Source organism: Tunturibacter gelidoferens, from assembly GCF_040358255.1.
GTDB lineage: Bacteria > Acidobacteriota > Terriglobia > Terriglobales > Acidobacteriaceae > Edaphobacter > Edaphobacter gelidiferens.
The window spans coordinates 1,747,568-1,766,220 of sequence record NZ_CP132938.1 but is presented as its reverse complement, the minus strand read 5'-3'; the positions used below and the strand labels follow the sequence as shown (position 1 = coordinate 1,766,220).

General features: G+C 59.3%; 12 protein-coding genes. 3 read left to right on the top strand and 9 right to left on the bottom strand.

Going from position 1 to position 18,653, the window contains the following annotated elements; all coding sequences use genetic code 11:
• Window positions 1–34: 34 nt before the first annotated feature.
• Window positions 35–748 carry an N-acetylmannosamine-6-phosphate 2-epimerase gene (locus RBB81_RS07995; protein WP_353073312.1) on the bottom strand — a complete coding sequence of 238 codons (714 nt, stop codon included), beginning with the start codon at window positions 746–748 and terminating at the stop codon, window positions 35–37.
• 110 nt (window positions 749–858) lie between these two features.
• Here RBB81_RS07995 and RBB81_RS07990 point away from each other — a divergent pair, with 110 nt between their 5' ends.
• Window positions 859–2,010: a lactonase family protein gene (locus RBB81_RS07990; RefSeq protein ID WP_353073311.1), complete on the top strand. Its 1,152-nt coding sequence runs from the start codon at window positions 859–861 to the stop codon at window positions 2,008–2,010.
• A gap of 492 nt (window positions 2,011–2,502) precedes the next feature.
• Here RBB81_RS07990 and RBB81_RS07985 read toward each other — a convergent pair whose 3' ends face one another.
• Window positions 2,503–2,943: a hypothetical protein gene (locus RBB81_RS07985; protein WP_353073310.1), complete on the bottom strand. Its 441-nt coding sequence runs from the start codon at window positions 2,941–2,943 to the stop codon at window positions 2,503–2,505.
• A 788-nt stretch (window positions 2,944–3,731) separates the two neighbouring features.
• Between RBB81_RS07985 and RBB81_RS07980 the strand changes: the two genes are divergently transcribed.
• Window positions 3,732–4,172 carry a septal ring lytic transglycosylase RlpA family protein gene (locus RBB81_RS07980; protein ID WP_246373995.1) on the top strand — a complete coding sequence of 147 codons (441 nt, stop codon included), beginning with the start codon at window positions 3,732–3,734 and terminating at the stop codon, window positions 4,170–4,172.
• A gap of 89 nt (window positions 4,173–4,261) precedes the next feature.
• On the opposite strand, the gene RBB81_RS07975 is transcribed toward RBB81_RS07980, so the two are convergent.
• Window positions 4,262–4,825 carry a hypothetical protein gene (locus RBB81_RS07975; protein WP_353073309.1) on the bottom strand — a complete coding sequence of 188 codons (564 nt, stop codon included), beginning with the start codon at window positions 4,823–4,825 and terminating at the stop codon, window positions 4,262–4,264.
• Between the two features lie 41 nt (window positions 4,826–4,866).
• On the opposite strand from RBB81_RS07975, the gene RBB81_RS07970 reads away from it, so the two are divergent.
• A complete protein-coding gene (locus RBB81_RS07970) occupies window positions 4,867–5,811 on the top strand; it encodes an alpha/beta hydrolase (protein ID WP_353073308.1) in 945 nt (314 codons plus the stop codon).
• A 1-nt stretch (window position 5,812) separates the two neighbouring features.
• Here the strand turns inward: RBB81_RS07970 and RBB81_RS07965 are convergent, their stop codons facing one another.
• From RBB81_RS07965 to RBB81_RS07940, 6 genes are all read right to left on the bottom strand, one after another.
• Window positions 5,813–8,518 (bottom strand): 4Fe-4S dicluster domain-containing protein, encoded by a 2,706-nt coding sequence (locus RBB81_RS07965; RefSeq protein WP_353073307.1) that lies wholly within the window; start codon window positions 8,516–8,518, stop codon window positions 5,813–5,815.
• Window positions 8,519–8,969: 451 nt separating this feature from the next.
• Window positions 8,970–9,920 carry an electron transfer flavoprotein subunit alpha/FixB family protein gene (locus RBB81_RS07960; protein WP_353073306.1) on the bottom strand — a complete coding sequence of 317 codons (951 nt, stop codon included), beginning with the start codon at window positions 9,918–9,920 and terminating at the stop codon, window positions 8,970–8,972.
• Window positions 9,917–10,675 (bottom strand): electron transfer flavoprotein subunit beta/FixA family protein, encoded by a 759-nt coding sequence (locus RBB81_RS07955; protein WP_353073305.1) that lies wholly within the window; start codon window positions 10,673–10,675, stop codon window positions 9,917–9,919. The genes RBB81_RS07960 and RBB81_RS07955 overlap by 4 nt, the downstream gene beginning before the upstream one ends.
• Before the next feature lie 317 nt (window positions 10,676–10,992).
• A complete protein-coding gene (locus RBB81_RS07950; RefSeq protein WP_353073304.1) occupies window positions 10,993–12,801 on the bottom strand; it encodes a MutS-related protein in 1,809 nt (602 codons plus the stop codon).
• A gap of 42 nt (window positions 12,802–12,843) precedes the next feature.
• Entirely contained in the window at window positions 12,844–14,340 is a 1,497-nt protein-coding gene (locus RBB81_RS07945; RefSeq protein WP_353073303.1) for a GH1 family beta-glucosidase, read from the bottom strand.
• A gap of 404 nt (window positions 14,341–14,744) precedes the next feature.
• The gene (locus RBB81_RS07940; RefSeq protein ID WP_353073302.1) at window positions 14,745–18,317 is read right to left on the bottom strand and encodes a TonB-dependent receptor; all 3,573 of its coding nucleotides are present in this window, start codon (window positions 18,315–18,317) and stop codon (window positions 14,745–14,747) included.
• Between the last annotated feature and the right edge of the window lie 336 nt (window positions 18,318–18,653).

Below are 18,653 nucleotides of genomic sequence, written 5' to 3'. Positions count from 1 at the left end.
ACTATACTGCTTTGCCAAATTGTTCGCAGGAAAATTAGCCGTCTGCCGGTCGAGTCGCTTGCACAAACCGATTTGCGATGGTCTCGGGACGAGTGATGGCGGACCCTATGACGACGGCGGTGGCACCCATGTCCAGGGCTAGCAGGGCCTCCGGTGGGTGGGTGATGTGGCCTTCCAAGAGGACGGGTATTGTCAAGTGAGCGACCAGGGATTGGAGCAAGGGCCAGGAAGGAGTGCGGATGCCTCTGGTCTCGGCGGTGTAGCCGTAGAGGGTTGTGGCGACGGCATCGGCCCCGGCGCGCTCGGCTGCGAGGGCGTCATCCAGGGAGGCGATGTCGGCGAGTACCGGGCGGTTCAGCTCGGAGTGGATGCGAGGGATGAGTTCCGGCCAGGGTTCAGGGGCGGTGAGGCGGCGAGCGGTGCAGTCGAGGGCGATGATGTCGGCTCCAGCGTCGCTGACGGCTTTGGCGGAGTGGAAGCTGGGGGTTATGTAGACGTCTCCGTTGGCGTCGTAGGTCTTGATGATGCCTATGATGGGAAGTTGGGTGAGGGCACGGAAGGCAATGATGCGTGCTGTGCCTTCGGCTCGGAGACCGCCTGCTCCGCCGCGCAGGACGGAGGTTGCGATGCGGGTGAGCGTGTCGAGATCGTCGAGCGGATCACCTTCTGCAGCCTGACAGGAGACGATGATGCGGCCACGAAGTCGATGGAATGGCGAGTTGAAGGAGGAGTTCGAGCCTTGAGACACTTTGCTTGCTTCCTTGGAGGCAGCTTTTGAGGAGAGGCACGCTCAACCGCTGTAGCAAACAGACTATCTGCAAATCACGTTATTGTGGATGAGGGAAAAAGGAGCTGAGATTGAGACAGATTAATCGGCGTGGATTTATTTTCGGTTCGGCAGCGTTATCGGTGATGGGCAGGGCTGGGTTTGCGGCGGCAAAGGATGGGGCCCGGCTGCTGGTTGGGACACAGACCTCGGGTTCCAGCAAGGGCATCTACGCGTACTCCTTTGTGGCGTCGACCGGAGATCTGACGGCGCTTGGCCTTGCGGCTGAGGCGGAGAATCCTACGTTTCTGGCGCTGGCTCCTGATGGGAGGACCGTCCTTGTGGCCAATGAACTGGACAAGTTCGGGGGCAGGGACAGCGGTGCGGTGTCGACTTTTACTCTGGACCGCACCAAGACGCGGCTGTCTAAGGTCAATCAGGTTGCTTCGGGCGGCGGAGGAACTTGCCACGTCGCCTTCGACGGTACTGGGAGGGCGGCGTTTGCGGCGAACTACGGCGGCGGCAGCGCGGCCTCGTTCGCAGTTGGAGCGGGTGGTGAGTTGAGTCCCGCGGTTTCGTTCTTTCAGTACAGCGGACACGGACCGGATAAGGAGCGGCAGGAGGCTCCGCATGCTCACCGGGTGACGGTGTCGCCGGATAACCGGTTTCTGCTGGTCAACGACCTGGGGATCGATGAGATTCACATCTATCGGCTGGATGCTGCGACGGCGAAGCTGACTCCTAATGAACCGGCAGCGTGGAAGTCGGCTCCGGGGGCGGGACCTCGGGCGCTACGCTTTCATCCGAACGGCAAGGTTGCGTACTGTGTGACCGAGATGACTTCGTCGGTCGTGGTGCTGCGCTGGGACTCACAGCGCGGGGCGCTCGACACGGTGCAGGAGGTTGTGATGAGGCCCGACGGATTTTCGGGCGTGACCACCGGGAACGACATCGTGATCGATCATGGAGCACGCTTCGCCTACGCGACGGACCGCTCCGACGACATTGTGGTCACGTTCGCGATCTCGCCGAACGACGGCAAGCTCACGCTGGTAGACCGGTTGCCGTGCGGCGGTAAGGTTCCACGCCACCTGACGCTTGATCCGAGTGGACGGTGGCTGTTGATCGCGAATCAGGAGTCGGACAATATATCGGTGCTGGCTCGCGATGTGAAGACGGGCAAGCTGACTGACGCGGGGAAGAGTTTTCCTCTTTCTCGACCACAGTGCCTGGTATTTGCATAGTCCCCGGGAGGCACCCCCCGGGGGGTATTTTCGTATAACCCTTTTATTTCTAATGGTTTACAAAAAACTGCCATTTCGTAAAATAGTCATAATAAAAGGCTTACGCGCAAATTATTCCAATCAAAGGAGTTATCGGTTGCAGACAGCAAAGCCCCGACTTGATGCCGGGCTTTCTCTTTCTCTGTATCCATTATAGCGATTGACCCATAACTCATACGCCACGCGAAAGTGCTGGATTGACGCGGGTTTTAGACGTTTCGGGGCTTGACAACATTTCTTGGCGGCGACTGATTGCAATGATATGTCACGACCTAGCGCAACGTCGTCACGCACGCACTACTCTCCCACATCACCACGTAAATCGGCGCGATCTGGACTGCCGATCCAGATCGAATCCTCGAATAGTAGGATGTGGTTTTGCGAACTTGCTCAAAACCGGACTTTGCGGGCACTACGGGATTACTTCCGGTCAAGTTGGCAAGCTCTCTAGGGTCAGTAGACGCGCTTTCCGGTGATGGTGTATTTCGCGTCGGGAGGATCCTCTGAGACGATCACCTTCTCCTCCGCAGGTTTTATCTCCTCAGCAGGCCTCTTCGCCTCTGCAGATCTCACCAGCTCTGCTGGTTTCTCTGGCTCTGATGGTTTCATCGACTCCGCAGGCTTCAGCTGGTCCGCAGGTTTCAATGCCTCCGCGGGCCTCTTCTCCTCTGCAGGCTTCTCTGGGATCATCGCCCACGCGAAGCCGTGCGCCAGCCACAAAAAGAAGCTGGCGAACAGGCACACCAAAACAAGGCCAGCGAAGAGCAATCCTACCTGGCCTTTCGTGCTGGCGTCGGCATACAACCCGATTGAGAAAAAGGCGACGGTTGCGAATGAGAAGCCTCCCGCGAAGCGCCCAAGTCGACGCGATAAAACACTCATGCGATTACTCATTTAGGTGCTCCGTCGCTTGCGAAATAGACCATGGAGAGCTTATTGAACAGAGGCGCTTACCTGCCCAGATAGGTTGCACCCTCTGTTTAGGGATTCAAGTGTATCCCGATTCTTCGAGGAGGAGTTAGTGTGCCAATTGCCAGTTCGTGGATTTGAAAAGGCGGACGTGCGGGATTGGCGGCGGCAGGCTCAAGATTTCGATTCGGAACGCTGCACAAGTTGTAGATGGTATTGGTGGGCCCTGTTTCCTGAGCCAATAGGTCAAAGAAGCTCACTAACGGGTTCTGGGCGATTGTCGGCAAATCGCACGTTACTCTCGGCGCCTGACTCCGACCACGTCCTGTGAACCCTAAGAGGCCTGAGCCAATCGAGTTTGGGGGGCCTCCGAACGGACCGCTGGCTTCGGTCGCGGAGGCTTTTTGGGGTGCGCGGGGATATCCCCCTCTTGTCGCACGGCGTTGTCTGGGTCTTGTTCGACGCTGGGAGGAAATAAAAAACGAAGAGTACTGACCGGACAGCAGCCCTGCCTTCCTTTTGACGGCAGGTAACTCGTTTATAACGTGGAGTTGCCAAAACGGGAAATACTTTCACTTTTTTTGGTCGTTCAGGCAACCCGGAAAAGGGTTGACAAGGGGGCTTGGGTATGGTGAACCGAGGGCGTTTTTTGTACACAAAAAATACCCTTTAAGCCTTGAATTTCTTATACTTAAGGGATGCAAACGACACCCGGAAACGAACGTAGCGCAATCACCTTAGGGAGGGCCCGGACCGCTTTTACTTTGGCGGCGATGGTCGTTCTGTCGGCCTTTGCGACGGACAACGCCATTCCGGCGTCCGCGCGGGCGGCAGAACCGACGACGGTGATGCATGATGTCACCCCGTCGGAGATCGTGACCACGGTGCGCATGCCTAAGGCGACGGTGTTGACCAGGATAAAGAGCGGTTTTGCCAGCTGGTATGGGGAGATGTGGCAGGGACGCCGGACGGCGAGCGGTCGAATCTTCGATATGAACGAGATGACCGCAGCGCACAAGACCCTTCCGTTCGGCAGCAAGGTCAAGGTGACCGATCTGCGGAACCATCGGTCAGTCATTGTGACGATTACCGACCGAGGGGCGTTGTTCCCCGGGCGGGTGATCGACCTGTCGCTCGGCGCTGCGAGGCAGCTTCGGATGGTGAGCACGGGCATTGATCCGGTGAAGCTCGAGTTGCTGACCTATCAGAACTAGGACTTGCCTGCTTTATCGGCGGAATTTCGATTCTCTTTAGTCTCAACTTTATTATTTGACGCTGGCGTCCTTCGGGGCGCCGGTGTTGTTTAATTCGGCTGGGCGCGGTGGCGTGGCCGCGCGATCCATCGGAAGAGCGGTGCTCCCCAGGCGCCAATGGAGAGCAGGGCGCCGAAGAGGACGATGGCGTCGATGCTTTCGCGGCCCTCGTGGGACCAGTAGGCTGCGGCGTCGAGGTTCAGCCAAAGGGCGAACTCGTCGAGGGTGAGGGCGGCACCGATGCCGTAACTGAGAGCCAGGAGCCGGCTGAGCAGGATGGAGAGGGAGGCGTCTCCGGTGCCGACGTCTGCGAGTTCGGCGTAGCCGCAGAGAAGCAGCAGGAGGATGCCCCAGACGAGATGGTGGATGTGGCGGCCGCCCATTTCGACATAACCGAAGGGTCCAATGTGATGGGTGATGGAGGCTACCAGAAGGCGTACGGCGAGAAAGGTGATGAAGAAGCTGACCGAGGCGAGGAAGAGACGCCGCTGAGGGTGGTCGGGGATCTGCTGGTGGATGATCTGACCGGCTTTGGTGAGGTGAAGGACGAGCAGAATGAGTGCGGTGGCGAGGGTTAGGAAGACGAGAAGGATCCAGGATCCGGCGATGTGCATGGGTAAGGATTATCACGTGCCAACGGGGATAAGATGGGTCCATGCCGTTGGATGCAAAGGTACAGGCGATTCTGAATGTGGGTAAGTCGTTGGCGCGGCCTCCGGTTGAGCTGCAAACTCCAGAAGAAGCCCGGGCTGAGAGAGCTGAGATGATGGCGCGGTTTGTTCCGATGCCGGAGTACGCTGATGTTCGTGTGGCGGATCGGACGATCGGTGCTGCAGGGCGGGAGATTGGGGTGCGGGTTTTTGCGCCGGAATCAGGTGGCTCGGCTCCGGTGGTGGTGTTCTTCCATGGCGGGGGGTGGGTGGCGGGGACGCTGGAGACGCATGATCCGTACTGCCGGGCGTTGGCAAAAGAGGCCGGAGTGGTGGTGGTTTCAGTGGACTTCAGGCTGGCTCCGGAGCACAAGTTTCCGGCGGGGCTGGAGGACTGCCTGGCCGCGACGGAGTGGGTGATGGCGCATGCCGGGGAGTTGGGTGGGGATGCCTCGCGGGTGATAGTGGGGGGCGATAGCGCCGGGGGGACATTGGCTACCGTGGTGGCTTTGCTGTTGCGGGATAAAGGTGTGACTGGGTTGGCGGGGCAGATTCTGCTCTATCCGACTACCGCCTACTATGATCCGCCAACGGCTTCTTATCTGGAGAACGCTGAGGGGTATGGGCTGACGCGGAAGGGGATGATCTGGTTTTGGGATCATTATCTAAACGACAAGAGGGAGGCGGCGGACTTTCGGGTGGCGCCGCTGCTGGCTACTTCGCTGGCTGGACTGCCGAGGGCGTTTGTAGTGACGGCGGAGTATGACGTGCTGCGGGATGAGGGGCAGGCCTACGCGAAGAGGATGGCGGAGGCAGGGGTTGAGGTGACGGAGGTGTTTGCCGAGGGGATGAACCATGGGTTCGCGGCTTCGGCGAATGAGTTTCCGTTTTTGCCGCAGGCGAAGGAGATGCTGAGGCGGGTGGCGGAGTGGGTGAAGGTGGGCCGCTAGACTACGTCGGTCTTTTGGGGATCCACTTTTTGCGCGCCGGGGCGACATCGTCCGCGAGGGGTGCTGGAGTTTCTGATTCCGCGATTGGGGTGGGGGCCGATTCAGGGACGGCGATGGGGGCAGCGGATTTTGGCTGCCACTTTTTGCGTTCGGGCGGGGGAGGTTGAACGTCCTGAATGGAAGCGGATTCGGATGCAGGCGCGGCTGCGGTTGATTCTTGGATTGGCGCAATCGCAGGGGTTGGAGTTTGATCGCTTGCTGGTTCCGGTAGAGGCGCGGTCGTCGTTTTGGGCTGCCACTTTTTGCGCTCGAGAGTGGGCTGCGTTTGAACGGCCGCGGTTGATGGAGCCTGTTCTGTGACGGGAGCCGCGATGGGGGGATTCTCCGCGGGCTGAGTTGGTGCGGCTGATTTGGGTTGCCATTTTTTGCGCTCGGGGGATGGAGTGGCGACCGGAGGGGCTTCCGGAGTATGAGGTTCAACTGAAGGAGGCTGGGCTGCGATGGGGGTGATGATCGCGGGTTCGAGTGTGGGTTGGGGGGTGGCTTCGCTTCGCGGCGGAGTGACGGCGGTGGTGAGGCCTTTGCTGCGGCGGACTCCTTCGAGGAGGAGCTCGGCTACGTCTTTGATCGCGATGTCTTCGGAGTCGGCTTTGCTGGGGGTGCTGCCGAGCATGCTCTTGCAGAAGGGGCAGCCTACGGCGAGGACTTTTTCTCCGGTGGCGGGGGCGAGGGTTTGCTGGGCTTCGCGGAAGCGGTTGTCGGAGATGCGCTCGTTTCCCTCCTCTTCTTCCTTCCAGAACTGGGCTCCGCCTGCTCCGCAGCAGAAGGAGTTTTCGCGGTTGCGGGGGAGCTCGGGGGTGGAGTTCGAGAGGATGTTGAGGAGGTTGCGGGGGGCTTCGTAGACGCCGTTGTGACGGCCGAGGTAGCAGGGGTCGTGGTAGGTGATGGTGGCGTCGCTGGGCGTGGCGGTGAGTTTTTTGGTGGCTACGAGGGTTTCGAGGTACTCGGTGTGGTGCATCACCTTGTAGTCGCCGCCGATCTGTTTGTACTCGTGGCCGATGGAGTTCATGCAGTGGGGGCAGCTGGCGACGATGAGTTTGGGCTGGACGGTGTTGAGTGTGGAGACGTTTTTGTCGGCCAGCTGGCGGTAGAGGTACTCGTTGCCGGCGCGGCGGGCGCTGTCTCCGGTGCAACACTCTTTTTTGCCGAGGACGGCGAAGTTGACCTCGGCATGGTTGAGGAGCTCGACGAAGGCGCGGGCGGTCTTCTGGGCCTGGGGATCGTAGCTGGCGGCGCAGCCTACCCAGTAGAGTACGTCGGGGTTGGGGTTTTCGTCGGTGGTTTTGACGTTGAGGCCGTCGGCCCAGGCGAGGCGCTGCTCGTGGTTGATGCCCCAGGGATTTTGAGCGCGTTCCATGCCGCGGAAGGCTGATTGAAGCTGGCTGGGGAACTCACCTTCAATCATGACCTGGTTGCGGCGGATGTCGATGATGTCGAGCATCTGCTCGTTTTGCGTGGGGCAGACCTCCATGCAGGCTCCGCAGGTGGTGCAGGCCCAGGCGGCTTCGGGCGAGAGAGCAAATTGGAGGAGAGGGCGGGGGGTGGGAGCGTTCTTTTCGAAGGGGGCGGGGGTGAAGCTGAAGGGGCTTCGCTCGGCGGCGAGGTCGTTGAGCTCCATGCGCTTGTTGATTTCGAGCGCGGCGGGGGAGAGGGATTTGCCGGTGGCGGTGGCGGGGCAGACGTCCTGACAGCGGTTGCACTGGATGCAGGCGTAGGCGTCGAGGAGGCGGGGCCAGGCCAGGTCTTCTAGCTTGGCGGCACCGATGGTTTTGGGATTGGGTTCGGCTTTGGTGTCGGGTTCGCTTTCGTCTTCGGTGTCGAGATTGAGGGCCGCGAGAGGCAGGACGCCGGAGGAGGGTTCGCGGGCGACGAGGTACTTCGCCGGGGCCATGAAGATGTGGATGTGTTTGGTGTAGGGGAAGTAGGCGAGGAAGGCGAGGACAGAGCCGAGCGCTCCCCAGTAACCGAAGATGCGGAAGGCTTCGGCGTTGGCGGGGGTGAAGAGGTGGGAGAGCAGGGTGGCGAAGGGCTGGAGCGGGTCGGGACCTTCGGCGGCGATCTTCGCTCCGGCTCCGATGGCTCGGCTGCCGACGTGGAAGAGGATGAAGGCGGAGACGATGAGAGAGTCGCGGGTGATCTTGGATTGTTGGACGTCTTTGTGGAGGAGGGTGCGCGGGTTGAAGCGGAAGTCGGTGCGGCTGGGGAGGGCGAAGCGGCGGATGACGAGCGCGACGACGCCGAGGAGGACCAGGAAGCTGAGGAGGTCGGCGAGGAAGCTGTAGGCTGCGACGACGATGATGATGGCATAGAGCGCACCGATGCGATTTGAAGAAAGGCCGTTAATTGTCAGGAAAGGAAGGTAGCCTTCGGCGGCGTCAACGAGGTTGACAAGGCCGTAGAAGATGAAGCCGTAAAAGATGAAGGAGTGGAAGAGGCCAATGGTTGGACGCTTTTTGAAGGTGCGCTGCTGGGTGAGCGTGGTGGTGAGGGCATAGAGGAGGCGGCGCGGGAGTTTGTTGAAGCGAGGTTCGGGGTCTGGGGTGCCTCGCCGGATGCGGAGGTAGAGGCGATAGAAGCCGTGGAAGCCCAGCGCGAGGGTGACGACGGCGAAGAGGAGGAAGGCGATCTTCTGGGGGAATGGAAGCATTGGGCTTGAGACGCTCGTCTAGCTTGTGATGACGATCTGAATTGAGTCGTTTCTATGCGCTGTTGGATCTTTCTACGAAGCGCGGGATGAAAGACATACCCCAGGGGCTAAAGTCCCACGTTAGTGGCGGATTGAGAGACCCAAGGCTAAAGCCTTGGGGTACCTAGATGCAAGATCCTTGAGACGAGCATCGTGTCTTGAATATCTAACCTGCCTTTATAGCGACTGAACTCCGGGCGATAACGCGGCGCAGAAGGAGTAACAGTAGATTCCTCCCCCATTCGGCTACGCTCAGGGTGCGGAATGACAAATAAAAGAACGGGCAACAGCAAAACCAGACGACTTTACTAAAGGCGGATCTCTTCAAGCGATCTCTCCGGCAAAGGCTGGCTTCGATAAGAGATCTCTTTTGACAGCAGAAGCTGAGTGCTCTTTAGCTTGAACCCAGCGACTATTTTTTGAGTTCGGTGAGGATGGCTGGGACTAGCTGGGTTACGTCGCCGATGATGCCGTAGTCGGCGATTTTGAAGATGGGGGCTTCAGCGTCGCGGTTAATGGCGACGATGGTTTTGCTCTTGTTCATGCCGGATAGATGCTGGACCGCGCCGGAGATGCCGATGGCGATGTAGGTCTTAGGCTGCACGGTCTTGCCGGTCTGGCCGACTTGTTCGGAGTAGGGGCGCCAGCCTGCGTCGACGATGGCGCGGGTGGCTCCGACTGCGGCGCCGAGCTGGTCGGCGAGGGCTTCGACATATTGGGTGAAGCCTTCGGCGCTGCCTACACCGCGGCCGCCGGAGACGACGATCTCGGCCTCGGAGAGCGAGATGCGTGAGCTGCGCTCGGCGGTCTTGCCGGTGACTTTGAGTCGTGGCGCGGGAAGGCTGAGGTCGACGTCGAACTGTTCGGCGGCTTCGGCCTTCGGGGTTGCGGCATTGAAGACGCCGGGTTTGATAGTGGCTACCGCGATGGGCGCGGTGGACTCGATGGTCTCGGTGACACGGGCGAGGAAGGTGTAGCGCTGTGCGGTGATGGTTTCACCGGTGGCCTTGAGGGAAATGACGTCTTCGAGAAGGGGCGCGTCTAGTTTGATGGCAACGCGGGGGCTGTACTCGCGGCCGCTGCGACTGCCGCCGAGGAGGACGAGAGAGGCTTCTCCTTCGGTTGCGATCTGGGCGACGGCGGCGGACCATAGTTCGGGATCGTATTGGGCGAGTGCGGGGAGATCGGCGACGAGAACCTGGTCTACGGCTTTGGCTACTTCCGCGGCGACTGCTGCTATGTTGCTGCCGAGGACTAACGCGGTGACGGGGCCTTCGCGGCCTGATTCGCGAGCCGCGGTGATCATCTCCCAGGTGCTCTTGCTTACTTTTCCATTGGCATACTCCACGACGACGAGAATCATGCGATCACCCTTGCTTCGTTGCGGAGAAGATCTACGAGTTGCGCGGCGGCAGCAGGGGCGTCTTTGCCATCGAGGATTTTGTTGAGGCGATTTTTGACCTGGATCTCGGCGCTGACGAAGTTGAGCTTTGGCGTTACGTCGAACTGGTTGAGGGACTCTTTGCGGAGCTCTTTTTTCTTCGACTTCATGATGTTGGGGAGCGTGGGATAGCGCGGCTCGTTGAGCCCTTGCTGGGTGGTGACAACGACAGGGAGCTCGAGCGTGAAGGATTCGCTGCCTTCGTCGGCGTCGTGCTTGCCGGTGAGGATGGTGCCTGCGAGTGCGAGGGCACTGGTCCAGGTGACCTGCGGCCAGTTGAGGCGCTCGGCGGTGGCGGCGGCGAGGGCGTGCGAGTCCCAGTCGGCCTGTTGACCGCCGGAGAGAATGAGGGTTGCTTCTTCCTGCTTGGCGAGCTGGGCGAGGACTTTGCTGAGTGCGATGGCGTCGAGACGGATGTCGGTTTCGACGTGGATAGCACGGTCGGCACCCATGGCGAGGGCGGTGCGGAGGGCGTCCTGCACACGGGCGGGGCCTACAGCTACGGCTACGATCTCGGCTTCGATGCCGCTCTCGCGGAGGCGCAGCGCCTCTTCGACCCCGTACTCGTCCATGGTGTCCATGACGAGCTTGCTGTTTTCGAGCGCGACGGCGTTGTTCGCGATGTGCACGCTCTCTTCGGCGTCGAGAACCTGCCGAATGTACGTCAGTATGCGCATGTAGTTCCTACCTCATCCTTTGCATCGTGTCGTTTGACTCTTTCGAGCGATGCGGCGTTGTCATTCGATGCCGCGTCTGTTGAGATCGAGAGATACGCTTGAACACCTTGGATCGCTTCGTGAAAAGAGCGTTGCTCCGACGCGAGAAGGATACTGAATGATCGTTCAGTTCGTCAACGAGGCACGATGAACCATTCCAAAGGCATGTGTCCTGCCGGACTGGCTCCCTGAGCGGGAGGTGGTCACTTCGTGACTTGTATACCGGTCTTGGTTGGATGGGTGCGTTGGTCCTCCCGTTGGTCGGAGGAAGATGGAGATCAAACCTTGAGGCCGATGAGGCGCATGAGTTCGATGCCGTTGCTTTTGGTGACGACGCCCTCCTGCAACTTGAAGTCGAACTTCATCTTTCCGTCCTCGATCTCGTCCTGAAGATGCACATTGTGGAGACGGGGGTCGCGCTGTTCTCCGATGTTGGTGAGGGCGAGGTCGTGGGTGCTGATAAGGCCGATGGCTCCGCTGTCGAGCAGGGCGCGGACTACGCCTTCGGCTCCGATGAGGCGGTCTTTCGAGTTTGTGCCCTGGAGGAGCTCGTCCAGGAGGAAGAGGACCGGGGGATTTTTTTCGGCGAGGTCGCAGATCTGGCGGAGGCGCGTGATCTCGGCGTAGAAGCGAGAGCTTCCTTCCTGTAGCGAGTCGTTGATGAGAATGCTTGCTCCTATTTGTAGCGGAGTGAGTTGCAATCTTGCGGCGCGGACGGGTGCCCCTGCCATGGCGAGGACGGTGTTGATGCCGACGGCGCGCATGAGCGTGCTTTTGCCGGACATGTTTGAGCCGCTGATGAGGAGGACGCGGATTTCGCCACAGATACTAACGTTGTTGCGGACACACTTTGCGGCGGGGATGAGAGGGTGGCCGAGTTGTTCGGCGTTGAAGCAGGGTGCGCCCTCGACGAACTCGGGGAATGGGTCGGCGGGATGCTCGAAGGTGTAGGCAGAGAGGGACAGGAGCGCTTCGGCTTCGCCGATGGTTGCGAGCCAGGAGCGTACTGCGGTTCCGTGGGCGCTGCGCCAGGCTTCGGCTGCGTAGGCAGCCTGGACCCCGTAGACGAGCGGCACGTTGAGGGCGCGCAGGATTGGGTTTTCGAGCGCGTTGATGTACTCCACGATGGTGCGGAGGCGGGCGATAGCTTGAGAGCCTGCGAGGTGATGAGAGGAGAGTTGCTTCTTGAGAGTCTGCAGGCGCGGCGATTCGAACTGTTCGCGCTCGAGACGGGCCAACAAAGAGGAGAGGAGTTGCAGATCCTTGAGGGCGTGCTCGGTGGATTGAAGGACTTCGGCGGTTTGCATGCGAAGAGATGCGGTAATGATGCTTGCGAGGATGAGGATGAGGAAGAAAGGAGTCTTTTCTCCGCGTTGCGCCCAGAAGATCACGGAGGCTATCGATGCGAATGAGATGAGGAGAGAGAGCCAGCGGAGAGCCTGGTGTTTGAGCTGATTGGGAGCCTCGGCCCAACGTGTGAGAGCTTCGGCGTGGATACCAACCTTGAGATCTTCACCAAGGACAGCTACGTCTTCGCGAAGGTTGAGGCAGGTGCGAAGTTCGGAGACTGCGGCGTGGCGCTGCTTTAGGCCGGCGACGGGGGCTGGAGCGAGGAGCCAGGTGGCGAGGGTGTCCTCGCCCATTCGCGTGCGAGCGAGCGAAAGGAGTTCGAAGAGGCTGCCGGGGCCGAAGAGGTCGAGATCGGTGGCGTAAAGGCTGGCGTGGGTATCGATGCGTTCGCCGGTGTGGCCAGTGCCGATCTGGCTGGAGAGGTTCCAGCGGTCTTCGATGCGGGCAATGCCCTTGCGATAGAAGTCTACGGCGCGCTCGGCGCAGGTGCGCTGACGTAGGATCTTTGCGTGCAGGAAGGCAATCGCGAGGAATACTACAGGGCCCGTGAGAAGCCACCATGGTGAAAAGGCGGTGTTGTGGAGAGAGAACCAGCAGGCGATCAGGGTTGCAATGACTACCAGGAGTCGGAGATTTCCGAAGCGCCGATGCAGCTTTTCGAAATGCGCGACCTTCTGCTCGCGGGCTTGCTGGCGCTGCTTGTACTCTTCGGAGGGAGAAAGATCGGACGGAGGCACAGAGGTATTATCGCTTACCTCTGTGCCCAGTCCTTTGGTTGGTTATGTTGTGGCAGGGGTGGCTTCGATGGTGTTGGTGGCGGCGACACGAGAGTACCACTTCGCTGAATCCTTCATGAAGCGGCGCTGTGTGGGGAAGTCCACGAAGACCATGCCGAAGCGTTGCGTGTAGCCTTCGGACCACTCGAAGTTGTCGAGGATGGACCAGGAGTGGTAGGCGCGAACATCGGCTCCGTCGTGAATGGCGCGGGCGAGTTCGCGAAGGTGCTCGCGATAGTAGTGAATGCGGCGGACGTCGGCGACGCGGCCGGAGGCGTCGGGATAGTCGCCGTAGGAGCAGCCGTTCTCGGTGATCTCGATGGGGAGTTTGTAGTCCTGCGAGACGCGCTGGACGATCTCATACATGCCTCGCGGATAGACCTCCCAGCCGATCTCGGTGAGGGGGCCTTCTTTTCCATTGAAGTGGTCGAAGCCCATGGCGTCGTAGGAGGGTTTGGTGGGAGCGGGTGTTTTGAGATTGGCGACGATTTGGCGGAAGTAGTAGTTGACGCCGATGTAGTCGAGCGGTGCAGTCATACGCTTGTCGTCGCCGTTTTGAAAGCCCATGGTCTCGAGGGGGACACCGTGGACAAAGGCTTCGGGATAGCGGCCGCGTAAGGCAGTCTCGAGGAACCAGACGTTGTTGAAGGCGTCGAAGCGTTTGGCGGCGGCGGCGTCTTCGGAGGAGGAGGTTGCGGGGGTAGTTGACGACATACTGAAGGCGCTGCCGACCTTGGATTTCGGAGCGATGGCCTTGATGGCGCGGAAGGCGTCGCCCTGTGCGAGGTTCACAGTGTGTGAGGCCTTGAGGAAGAGGTCGAAGTCTTGTTTTCCGGGGGCGTGGACACCACTTCCGTAACCGAGATAGGTGAAGACCCAGGGCTCGTTGAAGATGGCCCAGGTTTGAATGCGGTCGCCGAGGGCTTTGACGGCGATCTCGGCGTAGTCGGCGAAACGGGCAGCGGTGTCGCGGTTGGGCCAGCCGCCTTTGTCTTCGAGGGGCTGGGGGAGGTCCCAGTGGTAGAGGGTGACGAGGGGGCGAAGCCCTGCCTTGAGAACGGTGTCGGTGAGGCGCTTGTAGTAGTCGATTCCCTTCTGGTTGATGGCTCCTTCGCCGGTGGGTTGGATGCGGGACCATGCGATGGAGTAGCGATAGCTGCGCATATTCATCTGCTTCATGAGGGCGATGTCTTCGGGGTAGCGATGGTAGTCGTCGCAGGCGGCGTCGCCGGTGTAGGCGCCCTTGACGTTGCCGAGGGAGTGGCTGAAGCGGTCCCAGACGGTCTCGCCTCTACCGTCAACATTCCAGGCGCCTTCGACCTGATAGGCGGCAGTGGCGGTGCCCCAGAGGAAGTCTTTTGGGAACTTGACTTCGCCGACGGCTGGGGTTTGCTCGGCGGTGGCGTCGAGTGAGGGGAGGACGGAGGCTACGGATAGCCTGGGGAGCGCGGCGGCTGCGGCCCACGCAGAGGTTTGGGCTAGAAAACTTCGGCGATTCATGTCAGGTAGTCTCCGTGCGGGTTGTTATGGGGACGAAGTGCTCGAAAAAAATGGGGAATGGGAAAACTCAAATTTAGAAGGGTTTTGGGGGGAAACCTAGTCGGAGACGTGGTGATTTGATGGTGAAGTCGTGGTGAGATGGGTGGTAAACGTGGTGTTTGAGATGGTGGGTTTTGAGGGGCGAAAAATGTGACAGGTTTTTGAGATTTATTTTTGTGAAGTGCGCCGGAGCGAACGGAAATACAGGGATCCTTCACTTCGTTCAGGATGACGACTTCTGAGGGAGTGGCTGTGAATGCGTCTCTGGTCCTATCCCAACAGCCTGAGCTGAGACTCGGAGCAAAAAGTACCCGTCGGCGAAGAGGGTTTCTCTTCGCCGACGGGCTGGTTGTGTCGCGTTCGGGTTAGAACAGCACCTTGAGGGCAAACTGATACTGGCGCGGGGTGTAGTTCGGGTCGGCCTGCGATATGCTTCCGAAGCCGGGGTTGCCGAATTGATCGCCTGGTTGGCCATTGCCCAGGTAGAAGTTGGGCGTGTTCGAGATGTTGTAGCTCTCCGCGCGGAACTGAAGTCCGAACCGCTCGGTAATGGCGAACGTCTTGAACACGGATAGGTCTACGTGGCGGAAGGTGGGCCCGAACAGCGAGTTGCGCTGAACGTTTCCAATGGTTCCGAGGGGTTGAGGAACGAAGGCCGCAGTGTTGAAGAAGTGCTGAATCGCCCTCGATCCACGAGCATCTCCGATCTGGCTGGGGCGGTCGTTGCCTCCGCTGTTTTGGGGAACGGCGCGGTTGTTGAAGCCGAATCGTTTGGCGGGATGTAGAGGGTCGTCGCCAGCAGGGTTATCTGCTCCGCTGCCAGTGCTGGTGATGGTGAAGGGTTTTCCGCTCTGCCAGACGGTGATGGTATTGAAGGACCATCCGCTGAAGGCGAGTTTCTTGGCGCCGGTGAACTGCTTGCCGTACTGGAGTTCGTAGTTCAGACCGAGAGCGAAGCGGTTTTGAATATCGGTCTCCGCGATGCCGTATTCAGTTGCACGGATATTGAACGGATCCGCGTTGCTCCAACCCTGGTTGCTGCCCTGTTGGGAGAAGCCAGTGATGTCGCTCAGAGCTTTGCCCCAAGTGTAGTTCGCATCAAATGCCAGACCCTTGGTAAAGCGGCGCTGGTAGGAGGTCTGCAAAGCGTTGTAGTTGGAGATACCGCCGCTGTTGATGTAGCTGACGCCGCCCAAATTCGAGCTGGTCGGCTTGTTTGGATTGGCTGCAATGAAGGCTGCATCCAGCGGACGAGCAGCGCCAGCGGCGTTGGTGATGGGGTTGAAGGGCAGCGGCTGGTTGATGTTGTTAATCGATTCGGGCAGATGCTGACCGATGTTGCCGACGTAGCCGATGGTGAAGACGTTGGAGCCGAACTGTTGCTCTATTTGCAGGTTGTACTGCTGGATCATGGCGTTTTTGAAGTGCGGTGCTTCCGCGACGAACGAAAGACCGGGGATGAGGCTCAGGTTTGCGAGCTGCGCTGGACTCGGAGCAGACGGACCAACGATTCCCTGGCTAAAGTTCGAGTTTGTATTGAAAGGACCGCCTGCGCAGTCCGGGTTCTGGCCTGGAGGGAGTGTGCCGTTGTTTACATAGGTTTCGATATTAACCGCGAGAGTGGATTGGCAAGCCGGGCTGAAGATGGAGGTGAACGGAACGTTCTTCAGGTCGGCGTTGGAGGTGTAGTTCCCGGGGAAGTAACTGAGCCCGTAACCACCACGGAGAACGGTTTGGGGGGTGAGCGATGCGGAGAAGCCAACGCGTGGCGCAACATCGCCGTGATCGGTAGGAATGTTGACCTGTGAGTTGACTCCATTCACATTGGCGATCTTCAACGCAGACGAGGTAGCTGCCGCCGGGTTGGAGAGCGCATCGAGGAAGTCATAGTTTGAGATGTGGTTGTGAGCTTCGGTGAATGGTGTGAAGACGTCGTAGCGGAGGCCGTAGACGATGGTCACCTTGGGGTTGATCTTCCAGCTATCCTGCACGAAGCCACTTGGCTCCCAGCTGCGGTAGTCAGGAGAGTTGATATTGAAGTTGCGGGTTTGGTTGTTGAAGGCGCCGAGCAGAGTAGAAGCAATCTGGTTGTTCTGCTGGGTCAGCTGATCGCCGTTGCTGTCTGTGGTCAGATTGAAGCCATAAGCTCCGACCGCGGAGGCACTTTGCACGTTACGAGCCTGCCGGCGGATGAGACCGAGGCCTGCCTTGATGTTGTGGTTGCCCAGGGTCCAGCTAACGGTACCGGAGTATTGGAAGGTGTTGTCGATGTCCTGCAGAGGAACGTAAGCGCCGTCGCCGATATCACCGAAGGGTCCGATTGAGACCGGGGTCAAGGAGTCAGCAAACGGGCTGAAGTTGGTCTGGCTGGCCGGGAAGCCGACTTTTTGGTCGATCCCGATGCCGTAGTTGAGTGGAAGAGAGAGGTTGTTGATGCGAGTGTAGCCTGCGCGGAGATCGAGCAAGAGAGCTGGTGTGAAGATGTGCGTGAAGCCGAATGCAAACTGTGTTGCGAAGTCGGATGCGGGACCGTCAAAGTTGTACCTTCCACCCGAAACCTGGACACCGTTTACAGTGCCGAAGTTGGGGGGCGTAAAGCTAGTGACTTTGTTGTAGGACCAGCGGCCAAACAGCACGTTTTTATCGTTGAACCTGTGGTCTATGCGAGCGTCATAGAGGTTGTAGTCCTGGGTCTTACTCGGGCTGATGATGTAGTTGTTCGAGAGATTGCTGTTGGTAGGTGCCGGGAACAGCTTCAGATAGTTCAGTGCGATCGGGTTGATGGGTACCGGTCCACCGGTGGCTGGGATTAGTCCCGCATGCGCCTGGGCGGTACCGTTAGCCGTGCTAAAAAATGCCTCTGGCGATCCACCGTTAATGCTGTTGATGTTGTTGTATTCAGACTGAGTCGGTACGGTACCGGTATAGGTAACGCCCGCGACGTTCCGGAGGCCTTCCCAGTCAAAGTAGAAGAAGGTTCTGTCTCGGAAGATCGGTCCGCCGATGCTGACGCCGTACTGATTCTGACGGAGCTCGGGTTTCTTTCCGGTGGATGCGAAGACGTTGCGGGCGTCAAAGATGTCGTTGCGGAAGTACTCGTAGACCGAACCATGGAAGGCGTTCGTTCCAGAGCGGGTGACGAGGTTGATGACTCCGCCGGCAGTACGTCCAGCTTCCGGAGCGTAGCTGTTGGTCTGGATCGTGATTTCCTGAATACCTTCGACGTTGGGCTTGATACCGATGGTGCCGATGATGCGTTCGTTGTCGTCGATGCCGTCGACTACCCAGTTGTTGAGGGTGTCGTCCTGTCCGTTGACGGAGAGACCGGCTGCATTGGTACGACGATCGTCGGGACGGCCACCGCTCGAAAGGCCGTTGCCTGCTCCCTCGTTGGCGCCGGGGACGAGGCCCACGAGCTGAACGAAGTTACGTCCGTTGAGGGGAAGATCCTGCACGGCTTTTGCAGTCACGGTGGAGCTGACGGTTGCGGAATCTGCCTGGAGGAGAGGCGTGCTGGCGGTGACTTCGACGACGGTTGATTCTGCGCCGAGCTGGAGATGGACGTCGTTGCGGGCGCGGTCACCAGCTTCTACAGAGAGATCCTTGGTAATCGCCGCCTCGAAGCCGGTGGCTTTGACGGAGATGGAGTAGTGGCCGACCGGAAGGATGTTGAAGCTGTAGTCGCCGGAGCTGTTGGAGGTGGTGGTGCGCTTCTCGTTCGTCCCGGTATTGGTGAGGACGACGGTGGCGTTGGGAACGACGGCGCCTGTGGCATCGGTGATGGTTCCGAGGATGTCGGCGGTGGTCAGCTGCGCGAAGGCTGCTGAGGTGAAGAGGACCAGGAGTGCCAGAAGATATGCCGGCTTGCTCCATCCCCGAGATAGTCTGCGTCCGCACTGGCCTAGGCGGGTCATCTGGGTGGTTGAATCGTAGATCATGTTGTCCTGCCCTTCGGTTCTTGGGTTTGTAAAACGTTTAAGTCGATCTAACGTTCTGCTGCTTGTGTTGGCAGAGTTCTCTTGAGACTGCTTCAACACAATGAAAATGCTTCGCTTACGGTTTTTGTTTGATGGAAGTCGCCGTATCCGGGCAAATGTTGCTCGTCCTGCATTTACTTCAAACGTTTGAGTAGAGGAAATGTCGTCAATCTTCCCCGGCTGAGGATTCTGCTGGATCAGACTATTGCTTGTCAAGAAAGTTTTTGGTCTGGGGGTGACTCTGTAGAGCCTGACGAGACTCTTCACCGTTACTGGTCTTACCAGTTTCTCTGCCGG